The 16,045-nt window shown below is 72.7% G+C and carries 12 protein-coding genes; 6 read left to right on the forward strand and 6 right to left on the reverse strand.

The window, feature by feature from the left end; all coding sequences use genetic code 11:
• Positions 1-27 precede the first annotated feature (27 nt).
• Positions 28-3,894 carry an FxSxx-COOH system tetratricopeptide repeat protein gene (gene fxsT, locus Adu01nite_RS05960; RefSeq protein ID WP_203725506.1) on the forward strand — a complete coding sequence of 1,289 codons (3,867 nt, stop codon included), beginning with the start codon at positions 28-30 and terminating at the stop codon, positions 3,892-3,894.
• Here fxsT and Adu01nite_RS05965 read toward each other — a convergent pair.
• The 4 genes from Adu01nite_RS05965 to Adu01nite_RS05980 all read right to left on the reverse strand — a co-directional run bounded on the left by Adu01nite_RS05965 (position 3,891) and on the right by Adu01nite_RS05980 (position 9,436).
• Entirely contained in the window at positions 3,891-4,802 is a 912-nt protein-coding gene (locus tag Adu01nite_RS05965) for an alpha/beta fold hydrolase (RefSeq protein WP_203725507.1), read from the reverse strand. The two genes, fxsT and Adu01nite_RS05965, sit on opposite strands and share 4 nt — an antisense overlap.
• 151 nt (positions 4,803-4,953) lie before the next feature.
• Positions 4,954-5,625: a response regulator gene (locus Adu01nite_RS05970; protein ID WP_203725508.1), complete on the reverse strand. Its 672-nt coding sequence runs from the start codon at positions 5,623-5,625 to the stop codon at positions 4,954-4,956.
• Entirely contained in the window at positions 5,622-6,950 is a 1,329-nt protein-coding gene (locus tag Adu01nite_RS05975) for a sensor histidine kinase (RefSeq protein WP_203725509.1), read from the reverse strand. Before Adu01nite_RS05975 ends, Adu01nite_RS05970 begins: the two co-directional genes overlap by 4 nt.
• Positions 6,950-9,436 carry a DEAD/DEAH box helicase gene (locus Adu01nite_RS05980; RefSeq protein ID WP_203725510.1) on the reverse strand — a complete coding sequence of 829 codons (2,487 nt, stop codon included), beginning with the start codon at positions 9,434-9,436 and terminating at the stop codon, positions 6,950-6,952. Before Adu01nite_RS05980 ends, Adu01nite_RS05975 begins: the two co-directional genes overlap by 1 nt.
• Before the next feature lie 74 nt (positions 9,437-9,510).
• Here Adu01nite_RS05980 and Adu01nite_RS05985 point away from each other — a divergent pair, with 74 nt between their 5' ends.
• Entirely contained in the window at positions 9,511-10,215 is a 705-nt protein-coding gene (locus Adu01nite_RS05985; RefSeq protein ID WP_203725511.1) for a methyltransferase domain-containing protein, read from the forward strand.
• 4 nt (positions 10,216-10,219) lie between these two features.
• Here Adu01nite_RS05985 and Adu01nite_RS05990 read toward each other — a convergent pair whose 3' ends face one another.
• Both Adu01nite_RS05990 and Adu01nite_RS05995 read right to left on the reverse strand, forming a co-directional pair.
• The gene (locus Adu01nite_RS05990; protein WP_203725512.1) at positions 10,220-10,861 is read right to left on the reverse strand and encodes a nucleotidyl transferase AbiEii/AbiGii toxin family protein; all 642 of its coding nucleotides are present in this window, start codon (positions 10,859-10,861) and stop codon (positions 10,220-10,222) included.
• Positions 10,858-11,196, reverse strand: a complete 339-nt coding sequence (locus tag Adu01nite_RS05995) for a hypothetical protein (RefSeq protein WP_203725513.1) — start codon at positions 11,194-11,196, stop codon at positions 10,858-10,860. Before Adu01nite_RS05995 ends, Adu01nite_RS05990 begins: the two co-directional genes overlap by 4 nt.
• Positions 11,197-11,279: 83 nt before the next feature.
• Here Adu01nite_RS05995 and Adu01nite_RS06000 point away from each other — a divergent pair, with 83 nt between their 5' ends.
• From Adu01nite_RS06000 to Adu01nite_RS06015, 4 genes are all read left to right on the forward strand, one after another.
• On the forward strand, positions 11,280-13,901 hold the full coding sequence (locus Adu01nite_RS06000) for an AAA family ATPase (protein ID WP_203725514.1): 2,622 nt from the start codon (positions 11,280-11,282) through the stop codon (positions 13,899-13,901).
• Positions 13,902-13,911: 10 nt separating this feature from the next.
• Positions 13,912-14,646 carry a VOC family protein gene (locus Adu01nite_RS06005; protein WP_203725515.1) on the forward strand — a complete coding sequence of 245 codons (735 nt, stop codon included), beginning with the start codon at positions 13,912-13,914 and terminating at the stop codon, positions 14,644-14,646.
• Positions 14,647-14,761: 115 nt separating this feature from the next.
• Positions 14,762-15,529 (forward strand): SDR family NAD(P)-dependent oxidoreductase, encoded by a 768-nt coding sequence (locus Adu01nite_RS06010; protein ID WP_203725516.1) that lies wholly within the window; start codon positions 14,762-14,764, stop codon positions 15,527-15,529.
• 27 nt (positions 15,530-15,556) lie between these two features.
• A complete protein-coding gene (locus tag Adu01nite_RS06015; RefSeq protein ID WP_203725517.1) occupies positions 15,557-15,853 on the forward strand; it encodes a hypothetical protein in 297 nt (98 codons plus the stop codon).
• Positions 15,854-16,045 lie beyond the last annotated feature (192 nt).

Consider the following 16,045-nt stretch of genomic DNA (forward strand, 5'->3'; position numbering starts at 1 on the left):
CGTCGCCTGCGCTAACCATGCTGGTCTATGCTTCAGGACTCCGGTGGCACAGTGGTCACGTTCTACTCCTACCAGGGTGGGACGGGCCGGACGATGGCCCTCGCGAACGTCGCCTGGATCCTGGCCGCGAACGGCAAGCGGGTGCTGGTCGCCGACTGGAACCTCGACTCGCCCGGCCTGCACCGCTACTTCCGGCCGTTCATCGATCCGGGCGCGCTGGCCTCCGCCGGCGGTGTCGTCGAGCTGGTCCGGCGCTACGAACAGGCCACCATGCAGGACGTGGAACGCCCCGACGACTGGCATCGGGACCTGGCCCGGGTCAGCCGGCACGCGTTCACCATCGACTGGCCGCACTTCCCGGGTGGCGGCGGGATCGACTTCCTGAGCGCCGGCACCCAGGACCAGAACTACGCGCGGAGCATCTTCGAGCGGGACTGGGACGAGTTCTACGAGCGCTTCGGCGGTGGGCAGCTGTTCGACGCGCTGCGCGGCGACATGAAGGCGCACTACGACTACGCGTTGCTCGACAGCCGGACCGGGTGGAGCGACGTGGCCGGCATCTGCACCGTCCAATTGCCCGACGTCCTGATCGACTGCTTCACGTTCAGCGAGCAGGGCATCGGCGGCGCGGCCACGGTGGCGGCCAATGTGCGCCTGCTCAAGGGCCGCCGCCCGGTCCGGGTCCTGCCGGTGCCGATGCGGGTCGACCTGGCCGAGAAGAGCCGGGTGGAAGCCGGCCGGTTCGCGGCCCGGCTCCGGTTCGGCGACCTCCCCGACGGCCTGACGCCGGCCGAACGGGACACTTACTGGGCCGCGGTCGAGGTGCCCTACCAGTCGTTCTACGCCTACGAGGAGACCCTGGCGACGTTCGGCGACCGGCCCGGCGCACGCACCTCGATGCTGGCCGCCTACGAGACGCTGACCGGTTACCTCACCGGCGGCGAGGTGACCGGGTTGCCGCCGCTGGCCGAGCCGCTGCGGCTGCAGACCGCGGCCCGGTTCGTGCGGGCGACCGTCCGGCAGGAGGACACGGTCGCGCTGCGGTACGCCGTCGCGGACCGGTTGTGGGCCGAGTGGATCGCCCGGGTCCTGCAGACCGCCGGGGTGGAGGTCAACCTGGTCACCGAGGGCGCCGGCACCGACGGCCGGCCGATGCCGCCGGGCCGCCCGCTCATCGTGGTGTCCCCGGCCAACGCGGACCAGGAGCAGTCCCGGGTGCTCGTCGATGCGGACCTCCGTCCGCCGCTGGAGGTCTACGTCGCCGACGTGCGGCGGCTGCGCGGGCAGCCGGCGGCCGACTCGCTGTTCCTGGCCGGCCAGCCCGAGGAGGTGGCGGTCAGCCGTCTGCTCCAGCTGGTCGGGCACCCGGGCGACGACTTCGACCGGACCCGGATCGGCCTGCGCTATCCGGGCCGGGCCACCCAGGTGTTCGGCGCGCCCCTGCGCAACGTGCAGTTCTCCGGCCGCGAGGACGAGCTGATCGCGCTCCGGGACAGCCTGGCGAACACGGTCCGCCCGGCGGTGTCGTCCGGGGCGGCACCGGTGGCGCTGCTGGGCATGGGCGGCATCGGGAAGACACAGCTGGCGATGGAGTACGCGCATCGCTTCCGCAACGCGTACGACGTCGTCTGGTGCATCACCGCCGACCCGGTGCCCTTCATCGACACTCAGCTGGCCGACCTGGGGCGGGAGCTGGGCCTGACCGGCATCGGCAGCGTCGACGAGCAGGCCCGGACGGTGCTCTCCGCGCTGGCGCGCGGCGAGACGGCGCCGCGCTGGCTGGTCGTCCTCGACGGCGCCGAGGACGTCGCCGCGGTCAGCCGGTTCCTGCCGTCCGGCCCCGGCGGCCACGTGATCATCACCTCCCGGGACGGCGGCTGGGCGGAGCGTGCCGAAACCATCGAGCTCGACGTGTTCTCCCGCCGGGAGAGCGTTGCCCACCTGCGCCGCCGGGTGCCGACGATGGCGCCCGACGTCGCCGGCCGGCTGGCCGAGGCGGTCGACGACCTGCCGGTGGCGCTGACCGTCGCGGGCGCCTGGCTGGCCGAGACCGGGAAACCGGTGGCCGAGTACCTGAGCCATCTCAGCGAGCACGGCCTGGCCGTCCTGCCGCCCATCTGGGACCGTTCGCTGCAGGTCCTCGAGGAACGCTCGACGGCCGCGTACCGCCTGTTGCAGCTGTGCTCGGTGCTGGCGCCCGAGGTGGCCCTCGAACTCGTCTACGGCGACCGGATGGCCGAGCTGCTGCTCGCGTTCGACCCCCTGGTCAGCGAAACCATGTACCGCGGTGCACTGGTCCAGCATCTCCGCCGCCTGGCCCTGCTGACGCTGGACCTGCACGGCGGCCAGATCCGGGTGCACAAGATGCTGCAACATGTGGTGCGGCAGCGGATGACCCCGGCGGACCGGGCCCGGACCCGTCGGGAGGCCCACCTGGTGCTGGCGGCGGCCCGCCCGGCCGGCGAGGTCGACGACCCGTCGAACTGGCGCCGGTTCGGCCGGATCTGGCCGCACCTCGAGGTCGCCCGGGTCGGGGAGTCCGGGGTGGAGGCGGTCCGCCGGCTGATCATCGACCGGGTCCGCTACCTCTGGCAGTGCGGTGCTCTCGCCGACGGCCGCCGGGCCGGTGAGGACTACGTGCGGCGATGGGAGCTCCGGCGGGACACCCTCGTCGACCCGGACGAGCGCGCTGTCCTCGACCGGCAGTTGCTGCAGCTGCGCTTCAACCTCGCCAACATCCTGCGCGACCTGGCCGACTTCGACACGTCCCGGCCGATGGACGAGGCCGTCCTGGCCGAGCAGCGGGCCCTGCTGGGCGGGGAGCATCCGCACACCCTGAGCACTGCGGGCGGGCTGGCGGCCGACCTGCGCGCGCAGGGCCGCTACCAGGACGCCCACCGGCTGGCCGAACAGACCGGGACGGCCTGGGTGGAGACCTTCGGCAAGGAGCACCCGGGAACGCTGCGCGCGCTGGCCGATCTGGGGGTGTCGCTCCGGCTGGCCGGCGACTTCCGGGCGGCCCGGGACCGGGACTCCGAGACCTTCGAGCGGGCCGGTCTGGTGCTCGGCCGGTCCCACTCGCTCACCCTGGCGACCGGTGGCAACCTGGGCCGGGACCTGCGCGACGCCGGCGAGTACGAGTCGTCCCGGACGCTGTTGCGGGACATCCTGCAGCGGCACCGGGAGGCGTTCGGGGAGAACTCGCCGGCGACGTTCGCCGCGATGACCAACCTCGCGGTCTCCGAGCGGGCCGCGGGCCGGGCCCATGAGGCGGCCGAGCATCTGGAGCTCGCCTACGAGAACCTGAACCAGATGCTCGGGCCGGACGCGGCGGCGACGCTGATGTGCCGGCTCAGCCGGGCGGTCAGCCTTCTCTCCTCGGCCGAGCCGGCCAGCGCGGAGGCGGAACTGGCCGAACTGGAGCGCCGGTACGCCGACCGGTTCGGCAGCCGGCATCCGTACACGCTGCTCTGCCTGCACGACCGCGCCGCGGTGGCGCGGGCCACCGGCGACCTGGGCACCGCGCGGGAGTTGGCCCGGCGGGCGGCCGACGAGTTCCAGGTGGTGCTCGGGCTGGAACACCCGTACACCATGGCGGCCTGGACGAACCTTGCCGTCTTCGCGGCCGAGTGGGGTGCCGTACCGCAGGCGTACGAGCTGCTCCAGCCGGTCGCCGAGCGGGCGGCACGGGTCCTCGGGCCGGACCACCCGGACGCGATCCGCGCCGAGGCCAACGTGACGCTGATCCGCCGTGACCTCCTCGGCCCGTCACCCGACGAGGAGCAGGAGGTGCTGCAGCGGCTGGTCCGGGCGCTGGGCCCGGCCCACCCGGCGGTCGAGGCCATGCGGGAGCGGCGCTACCTGCACCGCACGCTCGACCCGCAACCGTTCTAGCCGGCCGAGAGCTGTGGCTGGTCGTCCTGGACCAGCCAGGACAGGATCGACGGCAGGGTCACCATGGCGCCGAAGTGGGCCGAGCCGGACTCGACCCGCAGGTCGGCGTTCGGGATGCGCTCGGCCAGCCAGCGGGTGTGGCTGGCCGGCACCACGTTGTCCTCGGCACCGTGCCACAGCAGCACGCGCTGCCAGACGTCGGAGAGGGCGAAACCCCACGGGCGGCGTACCGCCAGGGTGTCGTCGATCCAGCCGTAGGGGCCGGAGCGGAAGGCCTCCGCGTACGCCTCCAGCAGCAGCCGCTCGATCGCGAGGTCGGCGACCACCCGGCGGTCGGCGTCGCTGATCTGGCCGCGCAGCGCCTCGAGCAGGCTGGCCGGGTTGCGCCTGGTCCGGTCGGCCCGCAGGCGCAGGCTCTCCACCAGCTTCTGCTCCTCGGCGCGGGCGTCGCTGAACTCGCGGACGTTGGCCTCGTTCATGCCCGCGTACCAGTCGAGATCGTCACCGGCCTCGTGCGGGGCGAGGCTGACCAGCACGCCGGCCCGGGTGACCCGGCCGCCGAGCAGCGCGGCGCAGGCGAGCGCGTGCGGGCCGCCGCCGGAGCGGCCGACCACGGCGAACGTGCCGAGGCCGAGGTCGTCGGCGATGCACGCGACGTCGGCGGCGCAGTCGGCGATGCTGCGGCCGGGGTGCCGGTCGGAACCGCCGTAGCCGGGCCGGTCGTAGCTGATCAGGCGCACGCCGAGGCGGTAGAGAACGCCGCCGCGCGGCTGCGGGCCGAGGCGACTGCCGGGGCTGCCGTGCAGGAGGAAGACCGGGTAACCGTCGGTGGCGCCGTGCACCCGGTACCGCAGGGTGCGCCCATCGGCCGTCTTGACGTTCGCCTCTGCCGATACCTGTGGAGACACTATGGTCGCTCCCGGTCCGTCGGGGTCGGACGCCGGGCCTGGGTGACACGGCTGCTGCTGGCCAGGCTACTGACGCCCGGGTGACGCAACCAGGATCAGTGCACGGGTCCGGTCGCGTGTCACGAATGATGAACATCCGGCCGGGGCGTGGTCACGGCTGGAAGCGATAACCCATGCCCGGTTCGGTGAGCAGGTGCTTCGGGCGGGTCGGGTCGTCCTCGAGCTTGCGGCGCAGCCGGGCCATGTACTGCCGCAGGTAGTTGGTCTCGGTGCCGTACTGCGGGCCCCACACCTCCTTGAGCAGGTGGCGCTGGGTGATCAGCTTGCCGGGGTTGCGCAGCAGCTGTTCGAGCAGCTGCCACTCGGTCGGGGTGAGCCGCTGCTCGGGGTTGATCGTGTGGTCGCCGAGGTCGACCGTGTACCGGCCGACGGTGACGATGGCGCCGGCCGCCGGGTCCTGCGGGTGGGCCCGGCGGGTGACCGCGCGGATCCGGGCGAGCAGCTCGTCGACGCCGAACGGTTTGGTCACGTAGTCGTCGGCGCCGGCGTCGAGGGCGGCCACCTTGTCGGTGCCCTCGGCCCGGCCGGACAGCACGATGATCGGCACGGCGGTCCAGCCGCGCAGGCCGCGGATCACGTCGGCGCCGTCCATGTCGGGCAGGCCCAGATCCAGGACCACCAGGTCGGGTGGGTGGGCGCCGGCCGCGTGCAGGGCGCCGGCGCCGTCGGCGGCGACGTCCACGTCGTACTGCCGGGCGCGCAGGTTGATCCGCAGGGCGCGCAGGATCTGCGGGTCGTCGTCGACGACCAGGATGCGGGTCATGAGGTCCTCCCGGCCGGCAGGGTCACGATCATGGTGAGGCCGCCGCCCGGCGTGTGGGCCGGTTGCACCGAACCACCCATCGCCTCGGCGAGGCCGCGGGAGAGGGCCAGGCCGAGGCCGACGCCGGTGTGGTTGTCGCGGTCGCCGAGGCGCTGGAACGGCTGGAAGACGTGCTCCCACTCGGCGGCCGGGATGCCGGGGCCGTGGTCGATCACCCGCAGTTCGACCCGGTCGCCGCGGGCGGTGCCGGTCACCGACGGCGGCCGGCCGGGCGGGCTGAACCGCAGGGCGTTGCCGACCACGTTGACCAGGACCCGGTCGAGCAGGCCGGGGTCGGCGTGCACGGCGGGCAGGTCGTCGGGCAGCTGCAGGGAGATGTCCCGGCCGGCCGGGCCGAGCTCGTCGAGGGCGGCCGGGACGACGTCCTCGAGGCCGATGTCGGCGGGGCTCATGCCGAGCGCGCCGGCCTGCAGGCGGCTCATGTCGAGCAGGTTCGCGACCAGGGCGGCCAGCCGGTCGAGGGATTCGTCGGCGGTGGCGAGCAACTCGGCGCGGTCGTGCTCGCCGAACTCGACCTCGGTGCTGCGCAGCCCGGCCACCGCGGCCTTCGCCGAGGCGAGCGGGGTGCGCAGGTCGTGGCCGACGGCGGCGAGCAGGGCGGTGCGGACCTTGTCGCCCTCGGCCGCGGCGGCCAGGCGCTGCTGGCGCAGGGCCACCGCCGCCTGCGCGGCGAACGCCGTGACGATGCGCCGGTTCCCGGCGGTCAGCGGCCGGCCGCGCAGGACGAGGACCAGGGAATCGTCGGCGGTCACCTCGGCGTCGCCGTCGGCCGGGCTTGCGGCGGGCGGTTCGCCGACGGCGGCGACCGGGTGCCATCCGCCGGGTACGCGTTCCAGCAGCGTCACCGACTCGAGCGTGAACGTGTCGCGCAGCTGCCGGAGCAGCCCGTCGAGGGGGTCGGGGCCGCCGCGCAGCACGCCGCCGGCCACCTCGGCCAGGGTGTGCGCCTGCGCGCTGCGCCGGGCGGCCAGCTCCACCACCCACGAGACGGCCACCGCGACCACCACGAACGCGGCCAGGGCGAGGAGGTTCTCGCCGGTGGCCACGGCCAGGGTGTGCAGCGGTGCGACGTGGAAGTAGTTGAGCAGCAGGAACCCGCCGACCGCGGCCAGCAGGGCCGGCCACAGCCCACCGACCAGGGCCACCCCGACCACCGCCGCCAGGAACAGGGAGATCTCCCCGGTGACCGCGGTGAGCAGCGGCAGCCCGCCGGCGGCGAGGGCGAACCCGGCGATCCGCCGCCGCGGGGACAGCGGCGGCGACATCAGTGTGGGCCGACGGCGGTGACCACCACCGCGGCCGCGCCGGCCTCGTCGGAGGCGGCCAGGTCGACGGTGGCGTCGATGCCCCAGTCGTGGTCGCCGTCCGGGTCCTCGAACACCTGCCGGACGGTCCACGCGGTCGGGCCGACGTCGATGTGCAGCAGGGCCGGCCCGCGCGCGGCCGGGCCGGTGCCGACCTCGTCGTACTCCTCGAAGTAGTCGGCCATCGCCTCCGACCAGCGGTCGGATGTCCAGCCGTTCTCGCCGTCGAGTTCGCCCAGGTCGTACCAGCGGCGCAGGGCGGCCAGCTCGACCCGGCGGAACAGCGCGTTGCGGACCAGGACCTTGAAGGCGCGCACGTTGCGGGTGACCGCGGGCGGCTTGTCGTCGAGGCGGACCTCGGCGACCTCGGCGCCCGGGTTGCGCAGCCGTTCCCACTCGTCGAGGAGGCTGGAGTCGACCTGCCGGACCAGCTCGCCGAGCCACTCGATCAGGTCGCCGAGCTCCTCGGTGCGGGCGTCCTCGGGCACGGTGTGCCGCAGCGCCCGGTACGCGTCGGCCAGATACCGCAATACCAGGCCCTCGGAGCGGGACAGGCCGTAGAACGACACGTACTCGGTGAAGGTCATCGCCCGCTCGTACATGTCCCGCACGACGCTCTTGGGTTTGAGCTCGTAGTCGGCGACCCAGGGGTGCCCGCGCCGGTACGTCTCGTACGCGTTCTCCAGCAACTCGAGGAGCGGCCGCGGGTGGGTGACGTCCTCGAGGAGTTCCATCCGCTGCTCGTACTCGATGCCCTCGGCCTTCATGGCGTTGACCGCCTCGCCGCGGGCCTTGGTGCGCTGCGCGTAGAGCACCTGCCGCGGGTCCTCGAGGGTCGACTCGATCACCGACACCACGTCGAGCGGGTAGTCGGGGGCCTCCCGGTCGAGGAGCTCCAGGCAGGCCAGGGCGAAGGGGGAGAGGGCCTGGTTGAGCGCGAAGTCGAGCTGCAGGTCCTCGGTGAGGCGATAGACCCCGTCGTCCGTGCGCTCGATCACCCCGCCGGCCATCAGCGCCCGGGCGATGGCGATGGCCCGCCGGATGTGCCGGCGCTGGGCGGCCGGTTCCTCGTGGTTGTCGGTGAGCAGGTGCCGCATCGCCGCGAACGGGTCGCCGCCGCGGGCCAGCACGTTGAGCAGCATCGCGTGCGACACCTGGAACGAAGAGGTGAGCGGCTCGGGCTCGGCCGACACCAGGCGGTCGAAGGTGGGCTGGGCGTACCCGACGGTGCCCTCCGGCGGCTTCTTGCGGACCACCTTGCGGCGCTTCTTCGGGTCGTCGCCGGCCTTGGCCAGGGCCCGCTCGTTGTCGATGACGTGCTCGGGGGCCTGCACGATGACGGTGCCGAGGGTGTCGAACCCGGCCCGCCCGGCCCGGCCGGCGATCTGGTGGAACTCGCGCGCCTTGAGCAGCCGGGTCTTCACCCCGTCGTACTTGGACAGGCCGGTGAACAGCACCGTGCGGATCGGCACGTTGATGCCGACGCCCAGCGTGTCGGTCCCGCAGATCACCTTGAGCAGGCCGGCCTGGGCGAGGGTCTCCACCAGGCGGCGGTATTTCGGGAGCATGCCGGCGTGGTGCACGCCGATGCCGTGCCGGACCAGGCGGGACAGCTGCTTGCCGAAGCCGGACGAGAACCGGAAGTTGCCGAGCGCGACGGCGATCGCGTCCTTCTCGGCCCGGGTCGCCATGTTGACGCTCATCAGCGACTGCGCGCGTTCGAGGGCGGCGGCCTGGGTGAAGTGCACGATGTAGACCGGGGCCTGCTTGGTCTCCAGCAGTTCCTCGATGGTCTCGTGCAGCGGTGTCATCGCGTACTGGAAAATGAGCGGGACCGGCCGCTCGGCGCTGGCCACGACGGCCGTCGGCCGCCCGGTGCGCCGGGAGAGGTCGTCGACGAAGCGGGTGGTGTCGCCGAGCGTCGCCGACATCAGCAGGAATTGCGCCTGCGGTAGCTCGATGATCGGCACCTGCCAGGCCCAGCCGCGGTCCGGCTCGGCGTAGAAGTGGAACTCGTCCATCACGACCTGGCCGACGTCGGCGGCGGCGCCCTCGCGCAGGGCCAGGTTGGCGAGGACCTCGGCGGTGCAGCAGATGATCGGCGCGTCCGCGTTGACGCTGGCGTCGCCGGTCAGCATGCCGACGTTGTGCGCGCCGAAGATCGCGCAGAGGGCGAAGAACTTCTCGCTGACCAGGGCCTTGATCGGCGCCGTGTAGAAGGTGGTGCGGCCGTCCGCCAGGGCGATGAAGTGCGCGCCGGTGGCGACCAGGCTCTTGCCGGAGCCGGTCGGCGTGTTCAGGATGACGTTGGCCCCGGTGGCCAGCTCGATGAGCGCTTCTTCCTGGTGGGTGTAGAGGGCGAGGCCCTGCTCGGTGGCCCATTTCTGGAAGGCGTCGAAGACCGCGTCGGGTTCGGTCGTGCCCGGAAGGCGATCAGTCAAAGTCATGATGTGCAAACCTTAGCGTTATCTGTGAAAACGGGGGTTCCGCTCCCGCCCGCGTCGCCGTACCCTGCGCCCTCATGACTACCTTGATCGATGTGCGGCGCATCGTGAATCGCTTGCTGGGGCGCAAAGCCGTCGTCTCCAAGACCAGTGAGTCGCGGGAGACGTGGGCCGCCGTGGCCCAGGACGGCGAGTTCCAGTTCCACAAGAACGACACGTGGCGCAAGACCCCCGACTTCATGAACCAGACGGACCGGTTGTTACGCCACTTCGGCTTCACTCCGGAACAGTACGCGGGCAAGGTGGTCGTCGACGTCGGGGCCGGAAGCATGCTGCGGACCCGGTTCTTCACCGACGCGCACCTGGTCGTGGTGGAGCCGCTGGCCGACCGCTTCCTGGCCGAGATCCCGGCCTGCGACCTCAAGGACGCCGCCGAGGTCTACTCGCGGCCGGCCGAGGAGCTGATCGACGGCCTGGTCGGCCGGGCCGACCTGGTGATCAGCATCAACGTGCTGGACCACTGCTTCGACTTCGCGGAGATCGTCCGCAACATCCGGGAGTACCTGGCGCCGGACGGGCTGGCTTTCCTCACGTTCGACATGCACGACAAGGCGGACCACATGCATCCGCTGTCGCTGACCGAGAAGACCTGCAAGCCGATCTTCGACAAGGCCGGCTTCACCATCGAGAAGCTGACCACCGGCGTCGGGGACGTGCTGGGGGGTTCACCGACGTACGGGCACGGGCCCTTCACGCTCAACTACTGGCTGCGCCGCGCCTGAGACGCTAACCACGGGGCCAGGCGGCCAGCCTGGCCCGCAATTCCGTGATCTGCGGCGCGTCCAGCCCATAAAGGGTGAAACGGGCGTCGTCGAGGCGATCCAGGTAGCGGCCGGCGTCGGCGATGTCCGCCGGATCCAGCGCCGGGTCGACGGCGTGCGCGAGCTCCAGGATGCGGTCGAGGGGGTAGCGCTCGAGGGCGGCCGCCACGTCGATGTAGTCGCGCACCTCGCGCCGGTTGACCAGCGCCGCCACCTTGGTGGCGACCAGGTCGTCGAGGTGCATCACCGGGCCGAGCTCCATCACCACCGGCGCCCGGTGCCGGTCGAGCCGGCACAGCGTCAGCCGCAGCGCCCGTCCGTCCCGGCTGACCACGAACTCCTGGATGTCCTCGTCCATCCCGGCGAACAGCTCGTCGCCCTCCTCGCGGAGCACCCGGTAGCCGCTGTCGGCCAGCGCCCGGCTCACCTCGCCGGCCGCCGCGGCCACCCCGCCGGCCGTGTCGGTGAACAGGTCGACATCCTCGGTCGGGCGGGCCACCAGGCCGTTGACCAGCCACGCGACGCCGCCGCCGAGGACGAAGCCGTGCTTGTCGGCGACCGCGAGGGCGACCCGGGCGACGTCGCGGTAGAAGCTTTCGAAACTCACGCCCGGCGCAGGCGCGGATGCCGCGCCTCCCACGCGGCCCGCACGGCCCGGGGGAGATTCAACTGCGGCCACAGGTGTACGAGGGTGGTCCCGTCGATGTACGACCGGAGCTCGTCGACCCGGATCGCCTCGCGCAGGACGTTCTCGTACATCCACGTCAGCATGGTGGGCTCGCCGAGGTCGAACGTGCGCATCGGGTTCCACCAGAGCCGCAGCGGCAGCTCGACCAGCCCGCGGGTGGGACCGGTCAGCTCGCCGAGGGTGCCCGCGACCAGAACCGGACGGTGCGGCCGGGACAGGTGGACGGCCGGGGCCTCTCGCGTCGTGGCGGGCATGTGATCAGCGTAAACCGACAACCCACCCGAACCATAAAAGGGTAGGATCCTAGGACGCTCTACGGGTTGTTAGGTTCGCCTACGTGACAACTGAGATCGTCGGCCGCGACACCGAGCTCGCCGCGCTCGAAGCCTTCCTCCGCGGCCCCGGGGGAGCGCTGGTCGTGCGCGGTGACGCGGGCGTCGGCAAGAGCGTGCTGCTCGACGCAGCCGGCGGCGAGCGGCGGGTGCTGCGGGCGATCGGCGCCGAGGCCGAGTCGGAGCTCGCCTACGCGGGCTTACATCAAATTCTTTACCCCTTGCTTCCGTACGCCGCGGGCCTGGACCCGGCCACCCGCGCCACGTTCGACCCGATCTTCGGGCGGGGCAGCGACGAAGCGCCGTCGGTCCTCGCTCTCGGCGTGGCCGTCCTCGACCTGCTGGCCCTGGCCGCCGGCACCGAGCCGCTGCTGCTGGTCATCGACGACGCGCACTGGCTCGACCCGCAGTCGGTGGCGGTGTGCACGTTCATCGCGCGGCGTCTCGCCGGGCACGCGGTGCACCTGCTGGCCGCCGTACGCTCCGAGATCGTCTCCGGCTGGGACACCGCCGGCCTGCCCTCGCTCGTGGTTGCGCCGCTCGCCGCCCCGGCGGCCGAGCAGCTCCTGGCGGCCATCGCGCCCGAGCTGGCCGACACCGCCCGCGACGAGATCCTGCGCGAGGCCCAGGGCAACCCGCTCGCCCTGGTCGAGCTGCCCCGGGCGGCGCTGCCCAGCGCCTCCTCCACACCGGACAACCGGCTCTTCGGCGCGCGGATCGCCGCGCTGAGCCCGCCCGTCCGGGCCGCGCTGCTCCGGGCTGCTCTCGACGGCCTGGTCGCCGGCGGGGGAGCGGGGCGGGTCCGCTACCGGCTTGCCGACGTCGGCGAAGCCCTCGACAGCGGCCTGCTGACCGTCGACCCGGCCAGTGGGGACGTGGTGTTCCGGCATCCGCTGGTCCGGTCGGCGCTGCTGCGCACGGCCTCGCCCAACGAGCGGCACGCCGCCCACCGCGACCTGGCCGAGCTGCACGAACAGGATGCCGAGCGGTACGCGACGCACATCGCGGCGGCCACCGTGGACCCGGACGAGGAGGTCGCCGAGGCCCTCGAGTACGGGGCGCACTCGGCCAGCGGGCGTGGCGGTGCGGCGTCGGCGGTGGCGATGCTGACCCGGGCCGCCGAGCTGAGCCCGACCGCGGCCGGCCGGTCGCAGCGCCTTGAGGAGGCGGCGTTCGTGGCCGCGCAGGCGGCCCTGCTCGACGAGGCGCACGAGCTGCGGGTGACCGCCGGTCCGCAGTCGCCGGCGGCCGCGCTGACCGCGGCGTATGCGGCCCTCTACCGCGAGGGTGACGTGCGGGCGGCGCACCGGCGGGTGGCGGCGGCGCTGTCCGGCGCGGGTGCGCTCGATGCCGACACCCGGGCCCGGCTGCTCAACCTGCTCCTGGCGATCAGCATGTTCGCGCACGACGAGGCGATGTGGCGGGTGGCCGAGGGGTTCTGCGCCGGGGCCGACGAGATGTCGCTGCTCTACCGGGACGCGTGGGGCGACGTGGCCCGGCACGGCCACGGCGCGGGGGACCGGGTGCGGGCCGCGTTCGGGCGGATCGGGGACGGCCAGCCGTGGGACGTCATGCGGCTCGGGGTGGCGGCGTTCTTCGTCGACGCGCTCGCCGAGCACCGCGACCTGGTCCGGTCGGTGGCCGCCCGGGAGGAGCACGGCGGGGCGGTCACCAACGCGATGACCCTGCTGCAGCTGGTCATGCTCGACCAGATCTCGGCCGGCGAGTGGGACGACGCCCTGGCCACCGGGCGGCGTGGGCTCGAGTTGACCGTCGAGCACGGGTACACGCTGTTCGAGCACCAGTTCTACGGGTTCACCGGGCTCGTGCAGGCGTGGCGTGGCGACGTCGAGGCCGCGCACCGGGCCGCCGACCGGCTCGACCGCTGGGCCCGGCCGCGCGGGGTGGGGTACCTGACCGACCTGGCCGAGGCGATCGGGGTGGCGGCCGGGCTGACTTCGGGGGATTACGAGGCGGCGTACGCGTACGCCAGTGGTCTGACCGCACCCGGCACCTTCCGCCCGTACTCGCAGCTGTCTCTTCGCACGCTCTTCGATCTTGTCGAGGCGGCGGTGCACACCGGGCGCCTCGATCAGGCGCAGGCTCATGCGGCGGCGGCCCGTGATCTGCACCTGCCGGGGGTCTCCGGGCGGCTGGATTTCCTCACCACCGCCGCGCTGGCCCTCACCGACCACGCCGGTGCCGGGTTCGCGGCCGCGGCGGCTCATCCGGCGGCGCTGCAGTTCCCGTTCGACCGGGCCCGGGTGCAGCTGGCGCACGGCATGTGGCTGCGCCGGCAGCGGGAACGCTCGGCGGCCCGGGCGGTGCTGACCGAGGCCGCGGCGGGGTTCGAGCGGCTGGGCGCGGTGCCGTGGGCGGCTCGGGCGCAGGCCGAGCTGAAGGCGACCGGGCCGGCGGCCGGGAGTGCCGCCGACGGCGCTTCGGCATTGACCCCGCAGGAGCGGGAGATCGCCGAGCTGGCCGCGGGCGGGTTGAGCAACAAGGAGATCGGCGCCAAGCTGTTCCTGTCGCCGCGGACCGTCGGCGCTCACCTCTACCGGGTCTTTCCCAAGCTCGGGGTCTCCTCGCGGGCCTCGTTGCGCGATGCCCTCGCGGGTAGCTCCTAGGATCGTCGATATGGCGATGCAGCTGGTGCAGGTGAACATGAAGGCGCGCGACGAGGCTGCGCTCGGGCGGTTCTGGGCGGCGGCGCTCGGCTGGAATCTGTCCAGCGAAGGCCCCGGCGTGATCAATCTGGAGCCGGTGGGGTTCGACTGGCCCGACCCGTCGGCGGTCTGCATCGACCTGATCAACTCGGCCGAGCCCAAGACGGTGAAGAACCGGGTGCACCTCGACCTCGCCACCACCTCCGCCGAGCATCAGGCCGAGCTGGTCGCCCGGCTGATCGAGCGCGGTGCGACGCCGGCCGACATCGGCCAGGGGGACGTGCCGTGGACGGTCCTGGCCGACCCGGAGGGCAACGAGTTCTGCGTGCTGGAGCCGCGGGAGAGATACCGGGACACCGGGCCGATCGCCGCCGTCGTGGTCGACTGCGCGGATCCGCGGGCGATGGCCGGGTTCTGGGGCGAAGCGGTCGAGTGGACCCGGCACGAGGTGACCGCCGATTACGCGTCGCTGCGGTCGGCCAAGGGCGTCGGGCCGTACCTGGAGTTCCTTCGCGTCGATGAGCCGAAGACGGTGTGGAACCGCGTGCACCTGGACACCGCGCCGGACCTCGCCGACGACCGGCCGGCCCAGCTGGCCCGGTTGCGGGCGCTCGGCGCCACCGACGTCGACGACCACCTGCCGTGGACGATCCTGGCCGACCCGGAGGGCAACGAGTTCTGCGCCCTCGTCCGTCACTCCGCCTGAGCGCTCCGCACCCGCCCGGGCGGGTGCCGGCGGCGCAGTCGATTGACTGAATCGGGCGGGTTGACCCTGGCCGTAGCGTCATCGATGTTGATGCTGACGAGGTAAAGGTGGGGCCATGCAGGGAAAGACCGCGATCGTGACGGGCGCCAGCAAGGGGATCGGGCTGGCGATCGTCCGGGCCCTGGCCGGAGCGGGCGCGACCGTCCTGGCGGCCGCCCGGACCAGCACCCCCGAGCTGGAGACCCTCGCCAAGAGCGGCGACGTGCGCTGGGTGCGGGCCGACCTGAGCGACCCGGCCGCCCCGGCGGCGCTGATCGAGGCGGCCGGCGGCACGGTCGACGTGCTGGTCAACAACGTCGGCACCGCCCCGGCCCGGCTCGGCGGTTTCCTGTCGGTGACCGACGCCGAGTGGGCGCGGACGATCGACCTCAACCTGCTGGCCGCGGTGCGGATGACCCGCGCGGCCCTGCCGTCGATGGTGGAGCGCGGCCACGGTTCGATCGTCACGGTGGCATCGATCAACGCGCGGTTCTCCGACCCCCTCGTCGTCGACTACAGCGCCGGCAAGGCGGCCCTGGTGTCGTTCTCGAAGTCGATCTCCAAGGAGTTCGGCCCCAAGGGCGTACGCGCCAACACGGTCAGCCCCGGCCCGGTCGAGACCGACCTGTGGCTCGGCGGCAACGGCGTGGCCGCCACCGTCTCGGCCGGCGCCGGCACCAAGCCCGAGGACATCGTCGCGCAGGCGAAGAGCCAGATCCCGAGCGGCAAGTTCTCCACCCCGGACGAGGTGGCCGCGATCGTGCTGTTCCTGGCGAGCGACGCGGCCGGCAACGTCAACGGCAGCGACTTCGGCATCGACGGCGGCATGCTCCCGACCTGGTGAGGTGCGCCGCCCGGCACAATGGCTGCCATGCGGAGGTGGCGGGGTCACGCCATCATCGAGCAGTACGTCACCGCGGTGCTTCGTAGTGGGCACTATTCGCCGGTGCGAATGCGGCGCTGGCTGCAGCGGACGCCGGCACACATATACAGGGTGCGGTGGCCCTGGCACTACCAGCTTGTCCTGCTGGGCGAAACCTCGCTCTACGCCTACCGCTGGGTGCTGCTCCCCGGCTTCCTGGCCGGGTTGACCCTCGCCGGCGTAGCTGTGCCGCTGACCGTCGAGCTCTTGCATGCTGCTGGCTCGCCTCCACGGTCCAGCACCTGACCGGTCCGAACTGGGCGTTGGTGACGCTCGGGGTGGTGGTGGCGTCCACCCGTCGGGATCGAGGAGTTCGGTGTCTGGCTGTTGGCGGTCGCGTTCGGCATACTGCCGCCCCGCCCGCGGAAGTTTTTTGCGCAGGCCGCCGACTGCGGCCTGATGATCCGTGACGGCGAGGGTTACCGGTTCCTGCACGCC

This window comes from Paractinoplanes durhamensis, from assembly GCF_016862175.1.
Lineage (GTDB): Bacteria > Actinomycetota > Actinomycetes > Mycobacteriales > Micromonosporaceae > Actinoplanes > Actinoplanes durhamensis.